Origin of the sequence: Zobellella iuensis, from assembly GCF_016746085.1 — a bacterium.
Lineage (GTDB): Bacteria > Pseudomonadota > Gammaproteobacteria > Enterobacterales > Aeromonadaceae > Oceanimonas > Oceanimonas iuensis.
The window spans coordinates 105,363-125,609 of the sequence record NZ_JAERTZ010000018.1 but is presented as its reverse complement, the minus strand read 5'-3'; the positions used below and the strand labels follow the sequence as shown (position 1 = coordinate 125,609).

At 69.5% G+C, this 20,247-nt stretch carries 10 protein-coding genes; 2 read left to right on the top strand and 8 right to left on the bottom strand.

What is annotated here, in order from left to right; genetic code table 11:
- Position 1: 1 nt before the first annotated feature.
- Together JKV55_RS20145 and JKV55_RS07370 are read left to right on the top strand one after the other, a co-directional pair.
- Positions 2-3,841 carry a response regulator gene (locus JKV55_RS20145; protein WP_202083745.1) on the top strand — a complete coding sequence of 1,280 codons (3,840 nt, stop codon included), beginning with the start codon at positions 2-4 and terminating at the stop codon, positions 3,839-3,841.
- Positions 3,842-3,991: 150 nt separating this feature from the next.
- A complete protein-coding gene (locus JKV55_RS07370) occupies positions 3,992-6,574 on the top strand; it encodes an EAL domain-containing protein (protein WP_237332756.1) in 2,583 nt (860 codons plus the stop codon).
- Here the strand turns inward: JKV55_RS07370 and JKV55_RS07365 are convergent.
- The 8 genes from JKV55_RS07365 to recC all read right to left on the bottom strand — a co-directional run bounded on the left by JKV55_RS07365 (position 6,571) and on the right by recC (position 20,092).
- Positions 6,571-7,275, bottom strand: coding sequence for an anti-sigma factor (locus tag JKV55_RS07365; protein WP_202083742.1), 705 nt, complete (start codon positions 7,273-7,275; stop codon positions 6,571-6,573). The two genes, JKV55_RS07370 and JKV55_RS07365, sit on opposite strands and share 4 nt — an antisense overlap.
- Positions 7,272-7,838 carry a sigma-70 family RNA polymerase sigma factor gene (locus JKV55_RS07360; RefSeq protein ID WP_202083740.1) on the bottom strand — a complete coding sequence of 189 codons (567 nt, stop codon included), beginning with the start codon at positions 7,836-7,838 and terminating at the stop codon, positions 7,272-7,274. Before JKV55_RS07360 ends, JKV55_RS07365 begins: the two co-directional genes overlap by 4 nt.
- Before the next feature lie 95 nt (positions 7,839-7,933).
- Positions 7,934-8,464, bottom strand: a complete 531-nt coding sequence (locus JKV55_RS07355) for a DUF3455 domain-containing protein (protein ID WP_202083738.1) — start codon at positions 8,462-8,464, stop codon at positions 7,934-7,936.
- Positions 8,465-8,579: 115 nt separating this feature from the next.
- Complete coding sequence (locus JKV55_RS07350; RefSeq protein ID WP_202083736.1) at positions 8,580-9,122, bottom strand: nucleoside deaminase; 543 nt, start codon at positions 9,120-9,122, stop codon at positions 8,580-8,582.
- A gap of 48 nt (positions 9,123-9,170) precedes the next feature.
- The gene (locus JKV55_RS07345) at positions 9,171-10,835 is read right to left on the bottom strand and encodes a VRR-NUC domain-containing protein (RefSeq protein WP_202083734.1); all 1,665 of its coding nucleotides are present in this window, start codon (positions 10,833-10,835) and stop codon (positions 9,171-9,173) included.
- A gap of 181 nt (positions 10,836-11,016) precedes the next feature.
- Positions 11,017-13,047, bottom strand: a complete 2,031-nt coding sequence (recD, locus tag JKV55_RS07340; protein WP_237332732.1) for an exodeoxyribonuclease V subunit alpha — start codon at positions 13,045-13,047, stop codon at positions 11,017-11,019.
- A complete protein-coding gene (gene recB / locus JKV55_RS07335; protein WP_202083732.1) occupies positions 13,044-16,679 on the bottom strand; it encodes an exodeoxyribonuclease V subunit beta in 3,636 nt (1,211 codons plus the stop codon). Before recB ends, recD begins: the two co-directional genes overlap by 4 nt.
- On the bottom strand, positions 16,676-20,092 hold the full coding sequence (gene recC / locus JKV55_RS07330; protein WP_202083731.1) for an exodeoxyribonuclease V subunit gamma: 3,417 nt from the start codon (positions 20,090-20,092) through the stop codon (positions 16,676-16,678). The genes recB and recC overlap by 4 nt, the downstream gene beginning before the upstream one ends.
- Positions 20,093-20,247: the final 155 nt, after the last annotated feature.

The following is a 20,247-nucleotide window of genomic DNA, read 5'->3' as shown; positions in this document are numbered from 1 at the left end:
CATGGCCCACCGCCGCACCGAAAGCCGCCTGCTGCGCCTCAACCAGCTGATCACCCGGGCCGCCAACGAGGCGCGCAGCGTCGACGAGGCGATGCAGACCGCCCTCGACCTGGTCTGTGCCCATACCGGCTGGCCCCTGGGCCACGCCTGGTACCCGTCCGCAGACGGGGACGGCCTGGTGTCGACCCGGCTCTGGCACCTGGGCGACAGCGAGCGCTTTCGCCTGTTCAAGGACATTACCGAAGCCAGCCGCTACGGCTCCAGCATGGGCCTGCCGGAGCGGGTGCTGAAAAGCGGCGAGCCCGCCTGGATCCCGGACGTGACCCGGGACCCGGGCTTTCAGCGCGCCCATCAGGAACAGGATACCGGGGTACGCGCCGGCGCCGCCTTCCCGGTACTGTCCGGCAACCTGGTGGTGGCGGTGCTGGAATTCTTCTCCGACCGGGTGCAGGAGCCCGATCCGCCGCTGCTCGATTTGATGGCCCAGATCGGTACCCAACTGGGCCGGGTGATGGAGCGGGAGCGCGCCGCCCGCGAGCTGCAGGAAAGCCGGCGCCGGCTGGCCACCCTGATGGCCAACCTGCCCGGTATCGCCTACCAGTGTCGGAACGATCCCCGGTGGACCATGACCTTCCTCAGCCAGGGCTGCCGAGACCTGACCGGCTATGCGCCGGAAGAGGTCATCGCCGGCCATCCCCATTTTATTGAGCTGATCCACCCCGAGGATCGCGAGGCCTTGTGGCAACAGGTGCAGGAAGCCATCAAGAATCAGCGCCCCTACCAGTTCGAATACCGCATCCATAGCCGCGGCGGCGAGGAGAAATGGGTGTGGGCACAGGGCTGCGGGGTGTTCGACGAAGCCGGCCGGCTGCAACTGCTGGAGGGCTTTATCACCGACATCACCGCCCGCCGCCAGGCCGAGCTGGAGCTGGCCCAGCAATACCAGGAAACCCGCCGCCTGCAGGCCAGGGCCGAGGCCGCCCACCAGCAACTGACCGAGGCCATCGAGTCCATCTCCGAGGGCTTTACCCTGTACGATGCCGACGATCGCCTGGTGGCCTTCAACTCCCGTTTTCGCGACTACTCCGCCGCGCCCGACATAGTGCGGGTGGGCATGCCCTTCCGGGATCTGATCCAGGCGGTGGTGGACCGGCGCCTGCTCGAGTTCGGCGAGGACGACGGCCGGCAATGGTTCGAGTGGCGCCTGGCGCAACGGCGCCATCCGGGGCCGCCGTTCAAGCTCAAGCGGACCGACGGCCTGCAACTGCGGGTCAGCGAACGCCGCACCAAAGACGGCGGCGTGGTCGCCATCTACACCGACATCACCGAGCTGGAAGAGCAACGCGAGGATCTCGAACGACAGGTACGGCTGACCGAAGAGGCCCAGCGCCGGGCCGAATCGGCCCGGGATCAACTGACCGAGGCCATCGAGTCCATCGCCGAGGGCTTCACCCTGTACGACGCCGACGATCGCCTGGTGCTGTTCAATTCCCGCTTCAAGGAGCACTTCGCCCTGCCCAACGATCTGGTGGCGGTGGGCATGGCATTCGAGGCGCTGCTGCGGGACGTGGCCAAGCGGGGGCATGTGCCGCTGGGCTACGCCTCGGGCGAGCAGTGGATAGCCGAGCGGCTCGAGCGGCATCGTCAGCCCCGGGGCCCCTACTTCTTCATCCGCAGCGACGGCCTCGCCGTCCAGGTGAGCGAGCACCGCACCGGCGACGGCGGCTATGTGGCGGTGTACACCGATGTCACCGAGCTGGAACATCACCGCCACCACCTGGAGGAACTGGTGGCCGAACGCACCCAGGAGCTGCAGGCCACCACCGAGCAGTTACGCCGCTCCCAGGCGGAGCTGCAGCGGGCGCGGGACCTGGCGGAGCAGGCCAACCTGGCCAAGAGCGAGTTCCTGGCCAACATGAGCCACGAGATCCGCACCCCCATGAACGGGGTGATCGGCGTGGCCGAGCTGCTGGCCCGCACCGAACTGACCGAGCAGCAAAGCGAATACCTGGCCATCATCGAGAAATCGGCAGACACCCTGCTCGGCCTTATCAACGATATCCTCGACTTCTCCAAGATAGAGGCGGGCCGGCTGGAACTCGACTCCCTGCCCTTCCTGCTGCGCGACACCCTGGGCGACACCCTGCAGACCCTGGCCCTGCGCGCCGACGAAAAGGGCCTGGAGCTGGCGGTGCATATTCCCGCCGAGATCCCGGACCGGCTGGTGGGCGATCCGGTGCGGCTGCGCCAGGTGGTGGTCAACCTGGTGGGCAACGCCATCAAGTTCACCGAAAGCGGCGAGATCGTGGTGGATCTGCAACTGAAAACGCGCCAGAAATCGCGTATCCGCCTGTACTTCGAGGTGCGCGATACCGGCATCGGCATCGCCGAGGATCAGCGCGGGCGCATCTTCGAGGCCTTCGCCCAGGCCGACGGCTCCACCACCCGCCAGAGCGGCGGCACCGGGCTGGGCCTGTCCATCGCCGCCCAGCTGGTGGGCATGATGGGCGGCCAGATCCGGGTGGACAGCGGCCCCGGCGGCCGGGGCAGCCGTTTCTCCTTCGACGCCGACTTCGGCCTGGCGGCGGAGCGCAGCGAGCCCCTCGCCGCCCCCACCGCCCTGCACGGGCTCAGGGTGCTGGTGGTGGACGACAACCACACCAACCGCATGATCCTCGAGGAAATACTGCAGAACTGGGGCATGCGCCCGGTGCTGGCCCACAGCGCCATGCAGGCCCTGACCCTGCTCGACCAGAGCCGGGACGATCCCTTCCCCCTGGCCCTGCTCGACGTCATGATGCCGGGCATGGACGGCTTCGAGCTGGCCGCCCGCATCCGCGAGCGGCCGGCCCTGGCCGGCCTGCGCATCCTGATGCTGTCTTCGGGGGGCTACTCGGGCGACACCGCCCTGCGCCGGCAACTGCGCATCTCCCGCCAGTTGATGAAACCGGTGAAGCAGTCGGAGCTGCTCAACGCCGTGGGCGAGGCCCTCGGCACCGTGCTGGCCGAGGCGCCGCCCCCGCCCGGCGAGGCGCTGGCCAGGCCGCTGGCGCGCCGGGTGCTGCTGGTGGAGGACGGCCTCACCAACCAGCGGGTGGCCATGGATCTGCTGCGCCAGCGGGGCCACCAGGTCGAACTCGCCGAGAACGGGGAAGAAGCCGTCGACGCCGTGACCCGGGACAGCTTCGACGTGGTGCTGATGGACATCCACATGCCGGTGATGGACGGCCTGGCCGCCACCCGGGCCATCCGCGCCCAAGAGGCCGAACACGGCGGCCATGTGCCCATCATCGCCATGACCGCCAGCGCCACCAAGGAAGACCGGGAGCGCTGCCTGACCGCCGGCATGGACGACTACGTCACCAAGCCGTTCCGCGCCGCCGAACTCTACGCCGCGGTGGAGCAGAAGGCGGCCATGGCCGCAGAGCGGAGCGGGCCGCCCGACACCCCGGCGGCGGCACCCAAGACGCCAGAAAACGCAGAAACGCCGGATAGCACCGCCATCCTGGACTGGAGCGACGCCCTGGCCCGGCTGGAAGGCAACACCGCCCTGCTGGCGGAGATGGCCGGGCTCTTCCTGCAGGAGGCGCCCGGCCTGATGCGGGCCATGACCGAGGCCCTGGCGCGAGGAGACGCCGCCGAGCTGCGCCGGGCGGCCCATACCCTCAAGGGTGCGGCCCTGGTGGTGGGCGGCCGGGCCCTGGGTGAGGCCGCCCTGGCGCTGGAAACCCTGGCCCGCAATGGCGAGCTGGCGGCGGCGGCCGGGCAGTTGCCGCTGGTGGAACAACAGCTGTCCCAGCTGGAGCCGGCCCTGCAAGCCCGGCTGGCCGGCCCGGCCTGAGCCAGCAATCCGGCTGGCCACGATAAATATCCTAGGACACAGCGCGCATTGCATAACGAAATATCCGACCAAAGTCGCAGGATCTGTTATAAATGGAGCCAATGCCCCCCACAAAAAACCGGCACGAGGATAGGGATACCCTTGAGCATCATGTTCCCGAACACCCCGCTGCGGCGGCTGTTGCCATGGCTGCTGCTGTTGCTGCTGTCCCCGGCCCAGGCTCAATCCATACGCCTCGGCCTCTACCATAATCCCCCCAAGATAATGGCCGACGCCCAGGGGCAAGCCAGCGGCATCTTCGGCGATCTGATCAGCGAGATCGCGGCGGAAGAGGGCTGGCAGCTGGAGTCGGTGCCCTGCCAGTGGCAACAGTGCCTGGAGTGGCTGGCGGAGGGACGCATCGACCTGATGCCCGACGTGGCCTTTACCGAAGAGCGGGCAACCCGCTTCGATTTTCACCGCACCCCGGCCCTGCTGAGCTGGTCACAGATCTATACCCTCTCCCATCGCCGCCTGGCCAGCCTGCTGGAGCTGGACGGCAAGCGGCTGGCAGTGCTGCGCGGCTCGGTGCAGCAACAGTTCCTCGGCCAGTTGGTCGACAGCTTCGGCCTGCAGGTGGAATGGCTGCCGCTCGATGGCCTGGATCAGGTGTTCGACGCCGTGGCCAGCGGCCGGGCGGATGCCGCCGCGGCCAACCACTTCATCGGCAACCAGCAGGCGGCCAGCCGGGATCTGGTGGCCTCCCCTATCCTGTTCCAGCCGAGCAAGCTCTACTTTGCCGTGCCGGCCGGCACCAATCCGGCCCTGCTGGCACGCATCGACCGGCATCTGCAGCGCTGGCAGTCGGACAACGGCTCCCGCTATTTCGACATACTGGCACGCTGGAGCGAGCCCGCCCCCGCGCCCCTGCCACCGGCCCTGTGGTGGAGCCTGGGGCTGCTGCTTTCTGCCCTGCTGCTGGCCATCGGCTTCAACCTGCTGCTGCGGCGCAAGGTCACCGAGCGCACCCTGAGCCTGCAGGCCAGTGAAACCCGGCTCAACACCATCCTCGACAGCGTGGAAGCCTGCATCTACATCAAGGACGACCAACTGCGTTACCAGTACGCCAACCGCAGGGTGTGCGAGCTGTTCGGCGTTACGCCGGCGCAGATCCTCGGCCAGACCGACGACCGCTTCTTCGACACCGAGACCTGCGCCCTGTTGCAACAGAACGATCGGCGGGTGCTGCAGCAGGGCGAACGGGTGGCCGGGGAAGAGGTCAACGGCCTGAGCCGCAACGGGGAGCGGCGTACCTTTCTCTCGGTCAAGCTGCCCCTGCGCCACCCGGATGGCCGCATCCACGGCCTGTGCGGCATCTCCACCGACATCACCGAATATCGCCGGCTGCAGGAAGAGCTGCATCAACTGGCCTTTTTCGATCCCCTCACCGGCCTGGCCAACCGCCGGCTGCTGCTGGACCGGCTGCGCCACGCCCTGGCCGGCAGCCAGGCCACCGGCTACCAGGGTGCCCTGGTGCTGATCGACCTCGACAACTTCAAGGACATCAACGACACCCGGGGCCACGACTGCGGCGACCAACTGCTGCAACAGACCGCCGCTCGCCTGCGGCACAGCCTGGCCGGCACCGACACCGCCGGTCGCCTGGGCTCCGACGAGTTCGTACTGATCATGGAAGACCTCAGCCCCCGGCAGGAAGACGCCGTCATGCAGGCCCGCAACCGGACCCGGCAACTGCTCGAGCGGCTGGCCATGCCCTACGACATAGCGGGCAAGGCGCACCGTTGCTCCGCCAGCATCGGCATCGCCATGTTTTCGGACGCCCAGGGCAATATCGAGGAATTGCTCAAGGCCGCCGATCTGGCGATGTTTACCGCCAAGGCCGATGGTCGCAACAATCTGCACTTCTTCAACCAGGCGATGCAGGACGACGCCAATCACCGCAGCCGGCTGGAGCACGATCTGCGCCTGGCCCTGGAGCGGGATGAACTGGAACTTCACCTGCAGCCCCAGGTCGATGCCGGCGAACGGATCACCGGCATGGAGGCCCTGCTGCGCTGGCAACACCCGGAGCTGGGCCGGGTTTCTCCCGCCGACTTCATCCCCCTGGCGGAAAGCAGCGGGCTCATCGTTCCCCTGGGCGACTGGGTGCTGGCCCAGGCCTGCCGGCTGCTGGCCGAATGGCGCCGGGAGCCGGCCCTGGCCCGGCTCGGCCTGGCGGTCAATATCAGTCCGCGCCAGTTCCGCCATCCGGATTTCGTGGCCGGCCTGCAGCGCCTGTTGCAGGACAGCGGCGCCGAGCCGGCCAGGCTGGAGCTGGAGATCACCGAAAGCCTGCTGATCGACGATATCGAGCAGACCATCGACCGGATGGAGCAGCTGCGCCGGCTGGGGCTGCGCTTCTCCCTGGACGACTTCGGCACCGGCTATGCCTCGCTCGGCTACCTCAAGCGGCTGCCGCTCAGCCAGCTGAAGATCGATCAGTCCTTCGTGCGCGACCTGCTCAGGGATCCCAACGACGAAGCCATAGTGCGCACCATCATCGCCCTGGGCCGCAGCCTGGACCTGCAGGTGATCGCCGAGGGGGTGGAAACCGCCGAGCAGGCAAGCCGGCTACAGGAGCTGGGCTGCACCGCCTTTCAGGGCTACTGGTTCGGCCAGCCGGAACGTTCCGACCATTGGCGCGCCCGGCTGAGCGAGCACACCGGGAACGAGCACAGTGCCCCCGGCGACTAGAGTTCGACCGCCCGGCCGATAAACTGGATAGGCCCGGTGGGCAGGCCGGTGGGCGAGCCGCCGGCCTGCTCCAGGGTCAGCTCGAACAGCTGGTTAGGCGCCAGGGGAGGCAGCTCATCCATGGTGATGCGCAGCCGCTCACCCGGCGCCACTAGGCCCAGGGAGACGGGCTGGCTCCAGTCGTCGCCCTTGGTCCAGAACTCCAGCACCTTGTCCGCCGGTACTTCCACCGAAGCCAGCGGGATCAGCTGGACCTCCCGCGGATCCCGGGCCTGGACCAGCCAGCCCGGCGCCCGATCTTCCGGCGCCACCAGCACCACTATGTAACGGGGCTCGGGCAAGGGGCGATACACCAGTACCGCTGCCAGCAGCAGACTCATGGCCAGGCTGGCAGCGGTCAACCCCCGCCACAGCCCCAGCCGCCGCCACCCACGGGCGGGCTCGGCTGCCTCCCTGGCTCGGGCCAAGGCATCCAGGCTGCGCTCTACCCGGGGCCACAGCCGGGTAGAAGGCGTTTGTGGCACCACCAGCCCAGTCAATGGATGCAACCGCTCTTCCCACTCCGCCACCGCCGCCCGCAAGGGTTCATCCTGCGCCAGCCGCTGCTCCAGCTGCCGCCGTTCGTCGGCGGCCAGGGTGCCCAGCACATATTCACCGGCCAGATCGTACAGTTCGGGATCCTGCTGATGTAAAGTGCTCATGCCATGCACTCCCTCAGGGCTGCCAGGCTGCGCCGGATCCAGGCCTTGACGGTGCCCAGCGGGGCGCCCATCCGGCCGGCAATCTCATGATGGGTGCAGCCGTCCACATAGGCGTGGAGTATGCAGCTGCGCCGCTCGGGCTCGAGCTGCTCCAGACAATATTCAACCCGTTTGCCATGGTCATTCCAGGATTCCCCATCCCGGCTCTGCTGCCAGTGTTCATAGGACTGGCGGGCATCCAGGGCCGCGGCGCCGTGCTGATCCAGTCCAAGCTCCCGTCCCCGGTTACGCACCGTATTCAGGGCCAGGTGCCGGGCCACGCTGTAAATCCAGCTCCGGGCGGAGCCCCGGGCCGGGTCGAAACTGTCGGCACGCAGCCAGATGTTGATCAGGGCGTCGTGCACTATGTCTTCCGCCAGGGCGTGGTCGCGCACTATGCGCACCACCACGCCCAGCAGCCGACCGCCTTCCTGCTCATACAAGGCGTGAAGGCCATGGCGATCATGACGGGCACAGGCCGCCAACGCGGCCTGGTAATCAAAATTCTGACTGTGTTCTGTCATAAGCGAAGCACCATACACATGGTGGCCAAACGAAGCCCACTGAATATAGACTCAAGTGTAGACCACCATGCCGCGGACGGCGCAGCCACCCCTCTTCAGCCGGCTTTCCAGAAAATATAATCGGCCTGGTAGCGGACTATCTGACGTTCGCCCTTGTTGGCCTCGCCGCAGGCCATGGCAGGCGCCACCCCGCCCCGGGTGTCCAGCCGCTGGATATAGGTGACGCCGGTCATGGCGCCCTCCCCCATGGCGGGATCGGCCTGCACCAGCTGGTAGGGAATATTGCCCTCGCCGGCCGGGGCCACGGCCAGCTGGGTGGCGGTGACCTTGGAGCCGTCCGCCGCCTCCCAGGTAGCGGGCGGGCCGTAGTAGCGGCCCACCTCGGCGCCGGCACGATCGTTGAGCACCGCATCCGGCCCGGCAAACACCCAGCCCAGTTCACCGGGGGCGTCGGGCTTGTCGCGGCATTCGTAGGTGATTTCACCTACCCCCACGGTTTCCCAGGCCACTTGGTGGCCTGCCGGCACCTGTATACTCTCGGGCACCATGGCGTGGGCGGCGAAGGCGAGGCCGAGCAGCAGGGCCGGGGCCAGCACAGGGGTCATCTTGAGGTGAGGCTTTTGCATGTCATGTCTCCTTATGACGGTCGTATCGAGCGCGGCAAGAGGTGCCACCCTTGTACTACCCGCCAGGAGCACAAAAGGATGCAGGCAAAAATAAATTTTCCGTGTTTTTTGATGATCAGGGGCCATCGCCCTCACGGGCCGCCAGCAGGGCCGCCCTGAGTTCGGCCCGGGAGGCCCGGGCCAGCTCCCCGGCGAAACGCGCCACCGCCCAGCCGAGCCGGGCCGGGCGACAGCGAACCCGGCGGACCAGCTCAAGCAGGGCCGGTGGCAGTTGGTCACGGCGATGGACCATGCCGCCGGCCTCGTCCTCCACCAGATAGACGATTTCGCCCACCCCGGCGTACAGGGCCCGGGCCAGGCACATGGGGCAGGGCTCCAGGCTCACCCAGAGACTGAGCCCGGTGGCGGCCGGACGCACCGACAGTCGTTCAAAGGTATCCAGCGCCTGCATCTCAGCGTGGGCCGCCGAGCAAAAACCATCGCTGAACACCCGGTTCTGCCCGCTGGCCCAGACCCGGCCCGAGGCATCCATCAGCCAGGCCGCCACCGGGTAGTCGCCCCGCGCCCCGGCCGCCAGGGCCTCGGCCAGCAGGCCCAGGGCCGGACCGTCATCCGCCGTTTCGGCGTTAAGCCGCGCCAGCTGTTCCATCCTGTTCATGCCGCCTCCTGGTGATGACTGCTTTCAGCATAGGTGAAAGGGCACTGGCTAAGGCGACCAGCGCACCTGGCAGACCGAGGCGGCAATACCCTGCTGGTGGAAAAACGCCAGCCAGCGGCGCTGGTTGTCCTGCAGCCGATCCCCCGGGCCCTTGACCTCGACCAGCTCATAGCCTCCGTCCGGCAGGAAGCGGATCAGATCCGGCAGGCCGCTGCCGTGGCCGCGCAGATCCGACAGCAGGCGGGTAAAGATGGCCTTGAGGTGCGCCGGCGGTATGCAGCTCAGCACACGCGCCAGCAGGGGCTCGGACAGCGCCGGCCAGGCCAGCAGCGGGCAGCTGATGCCCAGCTTCTGCCGGTAGCGCGCCAGGATGGCGGGCCGGTAACTGCCGTTCTCCAGCCGGGCCAGGCAGGCGGCGAGCAAATCCTGACGCCGCTCGGCAAAACCGGGCCGGTACAGATCCACCGGTCCGGCATGGAAGGGATGGAAGAAGGCCCCGGGCAGGGGCGCGTACAGCGCTTCCCAGCACAGTAGCGCCAGCAGGCCGTTGAACAGCTGGTTTTCCACGTAATACACCGGTGTGTCCGGCCCGGCCAGGGCCTTGGCCGCCAACCGCTCTACTCGCTCCTCCGACGCCGGCAGCGTCAGGGTGCGGGTGACGACGGGGGCCTCGGTAACGGGCGCCGGCGCCGGGCCACCCACCTTTTTGTAAAGCCGGCGGTACAACCGCGTCATGCCCTGCAGCTCGGCCTCGTCCCGGGGCTGTGCCAGCCCCGCCTGGGCCAGGGCAAAGGCGTCGCCATGGTCGCCCCGGCGTTCGAGCAGCCGGGCCTGGCGCACCCGGGCCTCACGGTCATCGCTGTGGCGATAGGCCCGAAGGGCGGTATCGCCGTCGCCGGCCTTTTCCGCCGCCCGGGCCAGCTGGTACATCAGCTTGGCCCGACGAGCCGCCAGCCAGTCGTTATCGAGCGGGGCCGGCAAGGCTTCCAGTAAGGTGGCCGGCGCTTCACCCTGTTCCAGCCGCTCCCGCAGCCGGTGCAAAACCAGATAATGATCCACCTCGGCGCGGTGATGGAAGGCTCGGGACTCGGGCGTGAAGGCCACGCTTTCGTAGCGCTGGCTGCCCAGCTCGGTGAGCACGAACTCAGACCAGTCCTGGTGCAGGTTGCCGAAGAACATCAGTCGCAGCCGCTCGAACAGGGGCATGCAGGCGAGGCTCAGCAGGCGGTCCTGGCTGGCGGGCCACCAGTCGGCAAAGGGGCGCGGCGTGGCGTACTCGGGCCGGGCCCGCAGCCAGTCCCGCTTCACGCCCTTGTTGGCGCGGACCAGCCCGGCCTCGGCGAAGGCGCCGGCAAAACAGCGGTTCAGCTCTGCCAGGGTGAGCAGGTCGGTCAGTTCCTCCACCGGGATCGGCGTCCGGCTCTGCACCAGCCCCAGCGACACCAGCTCCTCCGCGACCGGAGCCGGCGCCCCAATCTCCGGATAGCGCAGCCGGCTCAGCCGAAAGTGCTCGCCCTTGCGCATCACCATGCGCACCAGCAGCGCCCGGGCTTCACGCCCGGCGCCGAGCCAGGCGGCCAGCTGCGCCTTTTCCCCGTCCAGCAGCAGATCGCCGTGATGCTCCAGCACCCAGCCCACCAGGGTGCGGGCATTAACCAGGTAGTAGTAGGGATCCGCCAGCGAAGCCGGCGCCGGCCGTTTAACCGTCGCCATGGGCGCGCACCATCGTTGCCGGTTGCAGTTGCATCTCAGTCCTTCCTTTTTATTCTGGCCAGTTCCCCGGAGAACAGGCTGTCCCCTAGGGTCGAATTTATTCGACCAAACCACGGCACCGTGGTCGGGAGGTCCATTGAAATGGAGCCTACCGTCCGCATCCCATCGACCACTGTTGCTCTCACGCCTCACCCTGCAGGCCGGCCAGCAGGCCGCTGCGCCGCTCCACCCGGCGTTTCACCGCCTCGTCGAACACCGAGGGCCGGCTTTCCACCAGGCTGAACCAGTGCCGGGCCCGGGTGATGCCGGTGTAGAGCAGCTCCTTGGTCAGCACCGGGTTGAGGGTTTCCGGCAGGATCAGGGCGGTGTGGGCGAACTCCGAGCCCTGGGACTTGTGCACCGTCATGGCGAACACCGTCTCCACCGCGCCCAGCCGGCTGGGCAGGATGAACTTCAGGCCGCCGGAGCCGTCGTTGCGGGGAAAGGCCACCCGCAGCACCGGGCGGCCGGGCTCGTCGGGCAGGCGCAAGGCGATGCCGATATCGCCGTTCATCAGCCCCAGGCTGTAGTCGTTGCGGGTCACCAGCACCGGCCTCCCCTCGTACCAGCCCTGATCCCCTTCCAGCAGGCCCTGCCGGTGCAGCAGCGCCGCGATGCGCAGGTTGAGTCCTTCCACCCCCCAGGGGCCCTTGCGCACCGCGCACAGCAGGCGAAACTCGTCGAAGGCGGCAAGCACCTGCGCCGCCCAATGCTCCCAGGCCGGATCCTCCGGCGGACAGTCTGCGGCCGGGCGCGCCGCCGTCATCACCGCCAGGTAATGGCCGTAGCCCCGGGCCTGGCCCCGACCGCGTCGCAGCAGGCTGTCCAATCCCGAGTCCTGCTCGCCGCGCAGCCGCCGCAGGTGCAAATCCTCACCGGCCTCGGCCAGTATGGCACGGGCCGTCGCCGCGTCCTGCTCGTTCACCGCCCGCGCCAGGCGGCCGATGCCGGAGCCGCTGCCGAAGCGGCGGGAATAGCGCAGCATCAGGGTGCGCTGGGCCAGCGGATGCCGGTCGGCATGGCCCGGCACCAGTGCCGGATCGCACACGGACTCGCCGCTGACCTGCTCCAGCCAGTCGACCAGCGCCGGATCGTAGCGGCCGCGCTCCGCGTCCCGGCACAGGTCGCCGAGCAGGGCGCCGGCTTCCACCGAAGCGAGCTGATCCTTGTCGCCCAGCAGGATCAGGCGGGCATGGGGCGGCAACGCCGCCAGCAGGCAGGCCATCATCTCCAGATCGATCATCGAGGCCTCGTCCACCACCAGCACGTCCAGCGGCAGCGGGTTGCCGGCATGGTGGCGGAAATGGCGGCTGGCCGGCAGGCTGCCGAGCAGCCGGTGCAGGGTGGTCACCTCGCTCGGGATCTGGGCACGCACCGCCTCGCTCACCGGCAGCGACGCCACCTGGCCGCCGATGGACTCGGTCAGCCGGGCCGCCGCCTTGCCGGTGGGGGCCGCCAGCCGGATGCGCAGCGGCCGCTCGCCGGCCGACTCCTGCAACAGGGCCAGCAGCCGCACCACTGTGGTGGTCTTGCCGGTGCCGGGGCCGCCGGTGATCAGCGCGAAATTGCCCCTCACCGCCAGGGCGCAGGCCAGCTTCTGCCAGTCGGTCAGCCGCTCCCCCGCCACCACCAGCGGATCGGGAAAGAGCCGATCCAGCCGCGCCGCCAGCGCGTCCGGCAGGGGCGGCTCCCGGCGCAGCCGCGCCGCCAGGGCCGAGGCCACCGACTGCTCGTAACGCCAGTATCGGCGCAGGTAGAGCCGCTCGCCGTCGAGCACCAGCGGCGTCGCCGTGTCGCCTCCGGCGTCGGCCACCAGGGGGCTTGCGGCCAGGGCCGCCTGCCAGGCGGCCAGGCTCACTCCGGCCAGCAGCTGGGAGGGCAGCCAGCCGGCGTCCGCCGCTTCCCCTTCCGGCGGCAGCGACAGGGCGAAGTCGGGATTGTCGAGGGTGGCGGCCAGATCCAGGCAGACGTGGCCCTGGCCGAGCTGGTGGCTGGCCAGGGCCGCCGCCAGCAGCAGCAGGGGCGAGGCGTCCGGATCCAGCTCGAGGAAAAAGCCGGCCAGGGCCCGGTCCAGGGCCCGCAGCCAGCCGCACGCCACCCAGGCATCGAGCAGGGCCAGCATCTCCTCCCGCCGCTGCAGGGCCGGCTCGGTGATCATCTCGGACGGGGTCATGCGGCGGTCTCCTGCGGGTCTTCGCCCCGGAACAGGGCGTCGAGGGATTCGATCAGTTCGCGCGGCGGCTTGTGGCGGTAAACGGCGCCGGGGCTGCGCACGAACAGGTAGAGGGCGCCGCCCAGGTGGCGGTCGTAGTCGTAGTCGGGCAGGCGCAGCCGGAGCTGGCGGTGCAGCGCCAGCAGGTAGAGCAGGTACTGCAGATCGTAGCGGTGTTTCAGCACCTGGGCCGCCATCGCCTCCGGGGTGTAGGCGTCGTCGTCGGAGCCCAGCCAGTTCGACTTGTAATCCACCACGAAATAGCGGCCGTCGTGCTCGAACACCAGATCGATAAAGCCCTTGAGCATGCCGTTGAGCCGGTCCGGCAACAGCGCCGGCCGGGGCTGGCCGGGCAGCACCGCCGCCTGCGCCAGCTCGTCGATGCGGCGCACGTCTACCCGGCTGACTTCCAGCCAGAACTCCAGCTCCGGCTGCCAGGCCGACAGCCCGGCCAGGGTGGCGCCGTCCTCGGTCAGGGGCGCCCCGAGCAGTTGCCGCAGCCAGTCGCCGAGGGGGGGTATCCACTCGCTCAGGCCGCGCAGCTGGCAGCGGCGGGCAAGCTGCTCGCGCAGCCCGGCCGCATCGCCGGCAAAGCCCTCGCGCCCGGCCAGCTCCAGCAGGCCGTGCAGGAAGGTACCCGGGTTGGGCCCGCGTGGAAAGCGGTGCAGGGTCGGCGTTTCACCCGGCCGCAGCGGCACGAACACCGCCTCCCGCTCGTCGTCCGCCACCTTGGCCGCCGCCGGGCTTTCCGGCGCCGCGTCCTCGAAACGCCGGGCCGGTATCGTCCCGCCCTGTTCGCCGGTGCGCAGGGCGCTGTAGGAGGCAATCCACCAGTGCTCGGCGGCGGCGCGTCCGGGCGTGCGCCAGCGCAGCTCCCGCTCCGCCCCGGTCTCGACCGGCAGGCACTGCCCGCTGCTCGCCGGGGCCGGCAGCACCACCGTATCGCCTGCCGTCGCCAGCGGGTGCAGCCAGTCGCCGAGGGCGGCGCTGGCGGGCAGTTCGGCCCCGCCCCCGAGCAGGTAGCCGAGCGCCGAGCGGTGCAGGCGCGAGGCCCTGGCGTTGCCCACCTTGAGATCGGCCAGCCCCAGCCAGCAGGCGTGGCGGGCGCGGGTCAGCGCCACGTACAGCAGCCGCAGATCCTCCCCCAGCCGCTCGCGGTCGGCCAGGGCCAGGTCGTCCTCGTCCGGGGTCAGCACCAGGCGGCGGCGGGCGCCGTCGTGCAGCTGCACCGGCCGCCCCTTGCCGGCCTCGCGGAAGGAGCAGATAAAGGGCAGGAACACCAGCGGGTATTCCAGCCCCTTGGACTTGTGGATGGTCACCACCCGCACCAGGGCGGCGTCGCTTTCCAGCCGCAGCACCTGCTCGTCCGCCGCCTGGCCCTGGCCGCCGATAAGCTCCGCCAGGTGGCGGATCAATGCCTGCTCGCCGTCCAGGCCGGCGGCGGCCTGCTGCATCAGCTCGGCCAGGTGCAACAGGTTGGTCAGGGCCCGTTCGCCGTCGGCCCGGAGCATCAGCCGCCCCGGCAGGGCGAAGTCGTGCAGCAGCTGGTGCACCATGGGCAGCACGCCCTGGCGCTGCCAGCGCTGTCGGTAGCCGCGAAACTGCATCACCCGCCGCTCCCAGTGGCGTTCGTCCTGGTTGAGCTGTTCCAGCTCATGCAGCTCCAGGCCCAGGCTGCGGCTGGCCAGGGCCGCCCGCAACCGGCGATCCTGCTCCGGCTCGGCGCAGGCGCGCAGCCACAACAGCAGATCCCTCGCCTCCCGGCTGTCGAAGATGGAATCCTTGTCGGACAGGTAGACGCTGCGCACGCCCCGGGCGGCCAGCTCGCCGCGGATGGCTTCGGCTTCCTTGAAATCCCGCACCAGCACGGCAATGTCGCTCGGCCGCAGCGGGGCGAAGTCCTGGTCGCCGGCAAAACCGGCGCGTCCCTCCCGGCCCAGGCTCAGCAGGCGGGTGATCTCGCTCGCCGCCCGGGCCGCCATCTCGGCGCGGTAGGTGGTGCCCGACAGCGGCTCCTCCTGCTCCAGTTGCCAGCAGGTCAACGCCGGCCCGGGCTCGCCGTCAAGCTGCCAGCACTCCTTGCGGCCCTGGGCCCGCACCGGCAGGAAGGGCAGCGGGTTGTCGGCGGCAGAGCGGAACAGGAAGGCACCCTGGCCTGACTCCCGCCGCTCCGCCAGCTCGAACACCCGGTTGACGGCGTCGACCATGGCCGTGGCGGAGCGGAAGTTGGTGTCCAGGCTGTCGTGGCGGCCGTCGGTGGCCCGCCGCGCCGCCAGGTAGGTGTGGATATCGGCGCCGCGAAAGGCGTAGATCGCCTGCTTGGGATCGCCGATCAGGAACAGGCCGCACGCCGGGTCGTTTTCCGCCAGCCGGTAGATGCGGTCGAAAATACGGTACTGCAGCGGATCCGTGTCCTGGAATTCGTCGATCAGGGCCACCGGAAACTGGCGGCGGATCACCTCGGCCAGGCGATCGCCGTTCTCTCCCTGCAAGGCCTCGTCCAACCGGGACAGCATGTCGTCGAAGCCCATCTCGGCCCGGCGGCGCTTTTCCTCGTCGAAGCGGCGGCGGATCCAGGCGGCGGCGTGGCGGCGGGGTGCCTCGAGCGGCGCGGCAAGGGCGGCAAGCTGTCCGGGCAGCGTCCGCATGGCGGTAAAGGCGGGGTGTGACGGTGCCTCCCCGACTTTCCAGGCTTCCGCTATTCCCTCGGGCGTCAGACGATAAATCGCCGCCTCGCTGAGCGACAGCGCAACCTCATCACTCTCGAGCCAATCGCGTATGGCGGCCAGCCAACCGTCGGTTCGCTTGGCCTGCAACCATTTGCCGTGTACCTGTTTTGCCGCTATCGCCGGTTGCAATATGCCATCAATGTCTTCCAGCCAGAGGCGCCAGGGCGCCTTGAGCGCCGCCAGTGCCTCGGCCTGCTCCCCAAGGGAGCGCTCCAGCAGCTCGCCCAGCTCGCCGCCGACGGCATCCTGCTCGCCCAGCAGCGGACGGACCTCGCCCAGCAGCAGATCCGGCGCCTGCCAGTGCGCCATCACCCAGTCGAGCGCCTCGCCCGCCAGCGGGTAGCACTGGCGCCGCCAGTAGTCGCGCACCACCTCGGCCAGCAGTTCGCCGTGATCGGTTTCCAGGGTCTGGGTAAAGAGGCTGCCGCTGTCGAAGGCGTGCTCGCGCAGCATGCGCTGGCACCAGCCGTGGATGGTGGACACCGCCGCCTCGTCCATCCACTGGGCGGCGATATCGAGCCGGCGGGCACAAGCCGGCCAGCGTTCGGGATCGAAGTCGTCGCGCAGCGCCTGCAGCAACGGATCGCCGGCCTGCTCCGCGCGGAACACCGCCGCCGCCTCCACCAGCCGGGCGCGAATGCGATCGCGCAGCTCACGGGTGGCGGCGTCGGTAAAGGTCACCACCAGGATCTCCGGCGGCAGCAGCTCGCGGGCGAAGCCGGCGTCGCCGCCATGGCCCAGCACCAGCCGCAGGTAGAGGGCGGAGATGGTAAAGGTTTTGCCGGTGCCGGCGCTGGCCTCGATCAGGCGGCTGCCGTGCAGCACGAAGCGCAGCGCCAGCGGGCGGGTGGGTAAGGGGCTCATGCGTCGGCCTCCAGCAGTTCGGGTTGATGGTCCAGCAAGGGTTGGTACAGCAACCGGCTCCAGGTGGCAAAGCCGCCATCGGCGCAAAGCGCGGCAAAGTCGGGAAACTGCCGCGCCAGGGCGGCATGCTGGCCGCATTCGCCCGGGCCGTGGTAGCCGTCGCCCTCATAGGCCAGGCGGGCGGCGGCCTCGGCCTTGGCCTCGTCCTGCTGGTCCAGCCAGGCCATGGCGGTATTGAGCGCCACCGGCAGCGGCGCCGCCTGCCCGGCGCGCCAGGCCTCCAGCCAGCCCTGCATGATGGCCTCGGCCTCGTCCCGCGCCAGGGGGGCGAAATGCAGGGTCGTATCCTCCCCCACCAGCAAGGTGGTCAGCTCTATGCCGGCGGCGGCCGCCGCCACCTGGGCCACGAAGGGGCGCAATATTCGGTGCCACTTGGGCCCTGCTTTGCGCAGCAGGGTACCGGGTTGCAGCTCGATGCGTGCCAGCCGTTCGCCGGCCCGGTGCAGGCCGCCGAGCCAGCCTTGCAGCTCGATCCCGGCATGGGCCAGTTGCACCGGCAGCGGCGAGTCCAGCCGCTCGGGCCAGCACCGGCACAGGTCCTGGAACCGCTGCAACTGTTCGGGCAGGGGCGCGAGCAGTTGCTGGCTCAGGCGCTCGCCGAAGCCGGCCAGGGGCAGCACGCCGTTGCCCTGCAGCCGGCGGGCGGCCTGCGCCAGGGCCGGCAAGGGTGCCTCCGCCGCCAGGCTGGCCTGCTCCAGCAGGTGCTGTTTCAGCTGGTACTGCTGCAGGCCGTCCAGCCGGAACGGCTCTTCATCCAGCTGGGGCTGGACTTCCTCGTCCAGGTACACCTTGAGCCGCTGGGTAAAGAAATGGCCGACCGGATCGCGCAGGAAATGCTGCAACCGCTCCAGCGGCTGGGCCTCCTCGATCACCGGCGGCGGCAGGGCCCGGGCCTCTCCCGGGGCCCGGGGGCGGTGCAGCTCGGCCCATTCCCGGGCATAGCTGAACAGGGGGCCGGTGCCGAAATAGTCCCGGCTGAACGGCTGCAGCGGGTGCTCGGTGGTCAGCGCCGCCAGCAGGGGGCGGCCGTCGGCCATGACCCAGCCGTTGGCCAGGTGATCGCGCAGCTGGCCCACCAGTACCGAGGCCGGCCGCTCGCTGTTGTCGCGGATGCTGCGCCCCACCCAGCTGATGTAGAGCTGCTCGCGGGCGGCCAGCAGCGCCTCCAGCAGCAGGTAGCGGTCGTCTTCCCGCCGGGAGCGATCGCCGGGGCGGTAGTCCCCGGCCATCAGGTCGAAGTCGAGCGGAGTCTGGCTGCGCGGGTAGTCGCCGTCGTTCATGCCGAGCAGGCACACCATGCGAAAGGGAATGGCGCGCATCGGCATCAGGGTGCAGAAGTTGACCGCCCCGGCCAGGAAACGCTGGCTGAGCCGGCCCTGATCCAGGGCCCCCAGCCAGGCCTCGCGCACCACGTTGAGCGGCAGCGGCTCGGTCAGCGCCACCCCGGCGCACAGCTCCTGCCACTGCTCCAGCGCCTCGGTCAGCCCCGCCAGCAGTGCCTGATCCCGCTCCTGGCGGGGCAGGAAGAAATCCGCCAGCAGGCCGTGCAGCACCGCGCCCCAGTCGGCGGCCGGCAGCGGCCGCGCCAGTTGCCCGTGCAGCCGGTCCAGGGCGTCCAGCAGCCGCACCAGGGGGCCGATCAGCGCCGCGTCCAGGCCGCCGATTTCATCATAGGGCTCTATGCCCTGGCAGGCCTCCCCCGCCCCCACCGCATAGCCGAGCAGCATGCGGCGCAGGCCGAAGCGCCAGGTATTCTGCTCCAGCTCCGCGGGCAGGCCCAGCTCGGCCCGGCGGCGGGCGTCCAGCCCCCAGCGGATGCCCGCCCCTTCTATCCAGCGGTGCAGGGTGGGCAAGTCCTGCTCCTCGATGCCGAACAGATCGCGCAGGGCCGGCACATCCAGCAGATCCAGCACCTCGCTCACCGTAAGCCGGTTTTCCGGCAGCCGCAGCAGGTGTTCGAGGGCGATCAGCAGCGGCTCGGTGCCGCGGCTGCCCTGGTCCGCCAGGGTAAAGGGAATATAGCGGGGATCGTCCCGGCCGTACTGGCCGAACACCGCCTCGATATGGGGCGCGTAGGCGTTGACGTCCGGCACCATCACGATGATTTCCCGGGGCTTGAGGCTGTCGTCGGCGGCAAAATGCGCCAGCAGCTGATCGTGCAGTATCTCCACCTCGCGCTGGGCGCTGTGGGCCAGATGGAAACGGATGGAGGCGGCCTCGTCGGCCAGCGGCGGCCACTGGGCGCGGGTTTCCGCCAGCGGGCGCAGGTTGAGGATGTCGTCCTGCAACTGGCCGAGCAGGTGGTCGGTCTGCCCCTCGCCGAACAGATCGATGCGACTGCCGATGGCGTCGAAACGGGCCCGGTAGTGGTCGGGATCGTCGTAACTGTCGAGCAGGTTGATGTAGTCCCGCCCCTGCTTGCCCCAGGCCGCCAGCAGCGGGTGGGCGTGCTGGTGCAGATCGTCGTCGCTCAGCGCCGGGGGCTGGCCGGGCTTGCGCCGGTGGCGGCGATACTGGTGCCGGAGCAGATCCTGATCCGGCACTATGTCGCCCCAGTGGTGCTGGCAGGGGTTGTGCACGCACAGCAGCACCTGGCTGAAGCGCGCCAGGGCCGCCAGGGCCTCCAGGGTCTGGGCCGGCAGCGAGGAGATACCGAACACCACTACCCGCCGCGACAGTCCGGCGGGGGCACAGTCCCGTTCACGCAGCTCGGCCACGAAGCGCGGATGCACCCCGGCCCGGCTGCCGGCCAGCTCATCCCGGCCCACGTCGGCCAGCAGGGCACGCCACAGGGCCGGCTGCCAGCGCACGGCCTCGTCCAGGGGCTGGGCGCCCTGGCGCATATTGATGATTTCATCCCGCCCCTCGGCCCAGGCCGCCAGCCAGTCGGCCCGGTATACCTGGTACTGGTCGAACAGATCCGCCAGCCGTTCGGCCAACTGGTAGCGCTTGCGCGCGTCCGCGTCGTCCCGCAGGAAGCGGTGCAGCGGGGCGAACACCGGGTCCGCCAGCAGATCGGGCAACAACCGCATCAGCCGCCAGGTAAGCGGCGCCTTGTCGAGCGGCGACTGCAGCGGAATGCTGTGGCTGCCGAGCACGGTGCGGTAAGTCTGCCACAAGAAGCGTGCCGGCAGCTCCACCTGCACCGCCGCGGCGATGCCGCCGCTGCGGTGCTCGGCCAGGGCCAGCTTGAGCCACTGGGCGATGCCGTTGCTCTGCACCAGTATCACCTCGTTTTCGAGCGGGGCCAGCGGATAGCGCCGCATCCAGGCCACCGCCAGCTCGCGCAATTCCTCCAGGTGGTTGCCGTGCACCACCATCAACCCCGGCGTCAAGGCCTCGTCATGCTGCATCTGGGTTCCTTATACCGTTCCGTCCGGGGCCCATGATAGCGCCTGAAGGGCGCGCCGGGCAGATCGAACGGCAAACGGAAAAAAGCGGGAGACAAGGCCGGGATGGTAGCAAGGCCGGGCGGGGCGGGAAAGAGTGGTGCCTGGGGCCCATTGAA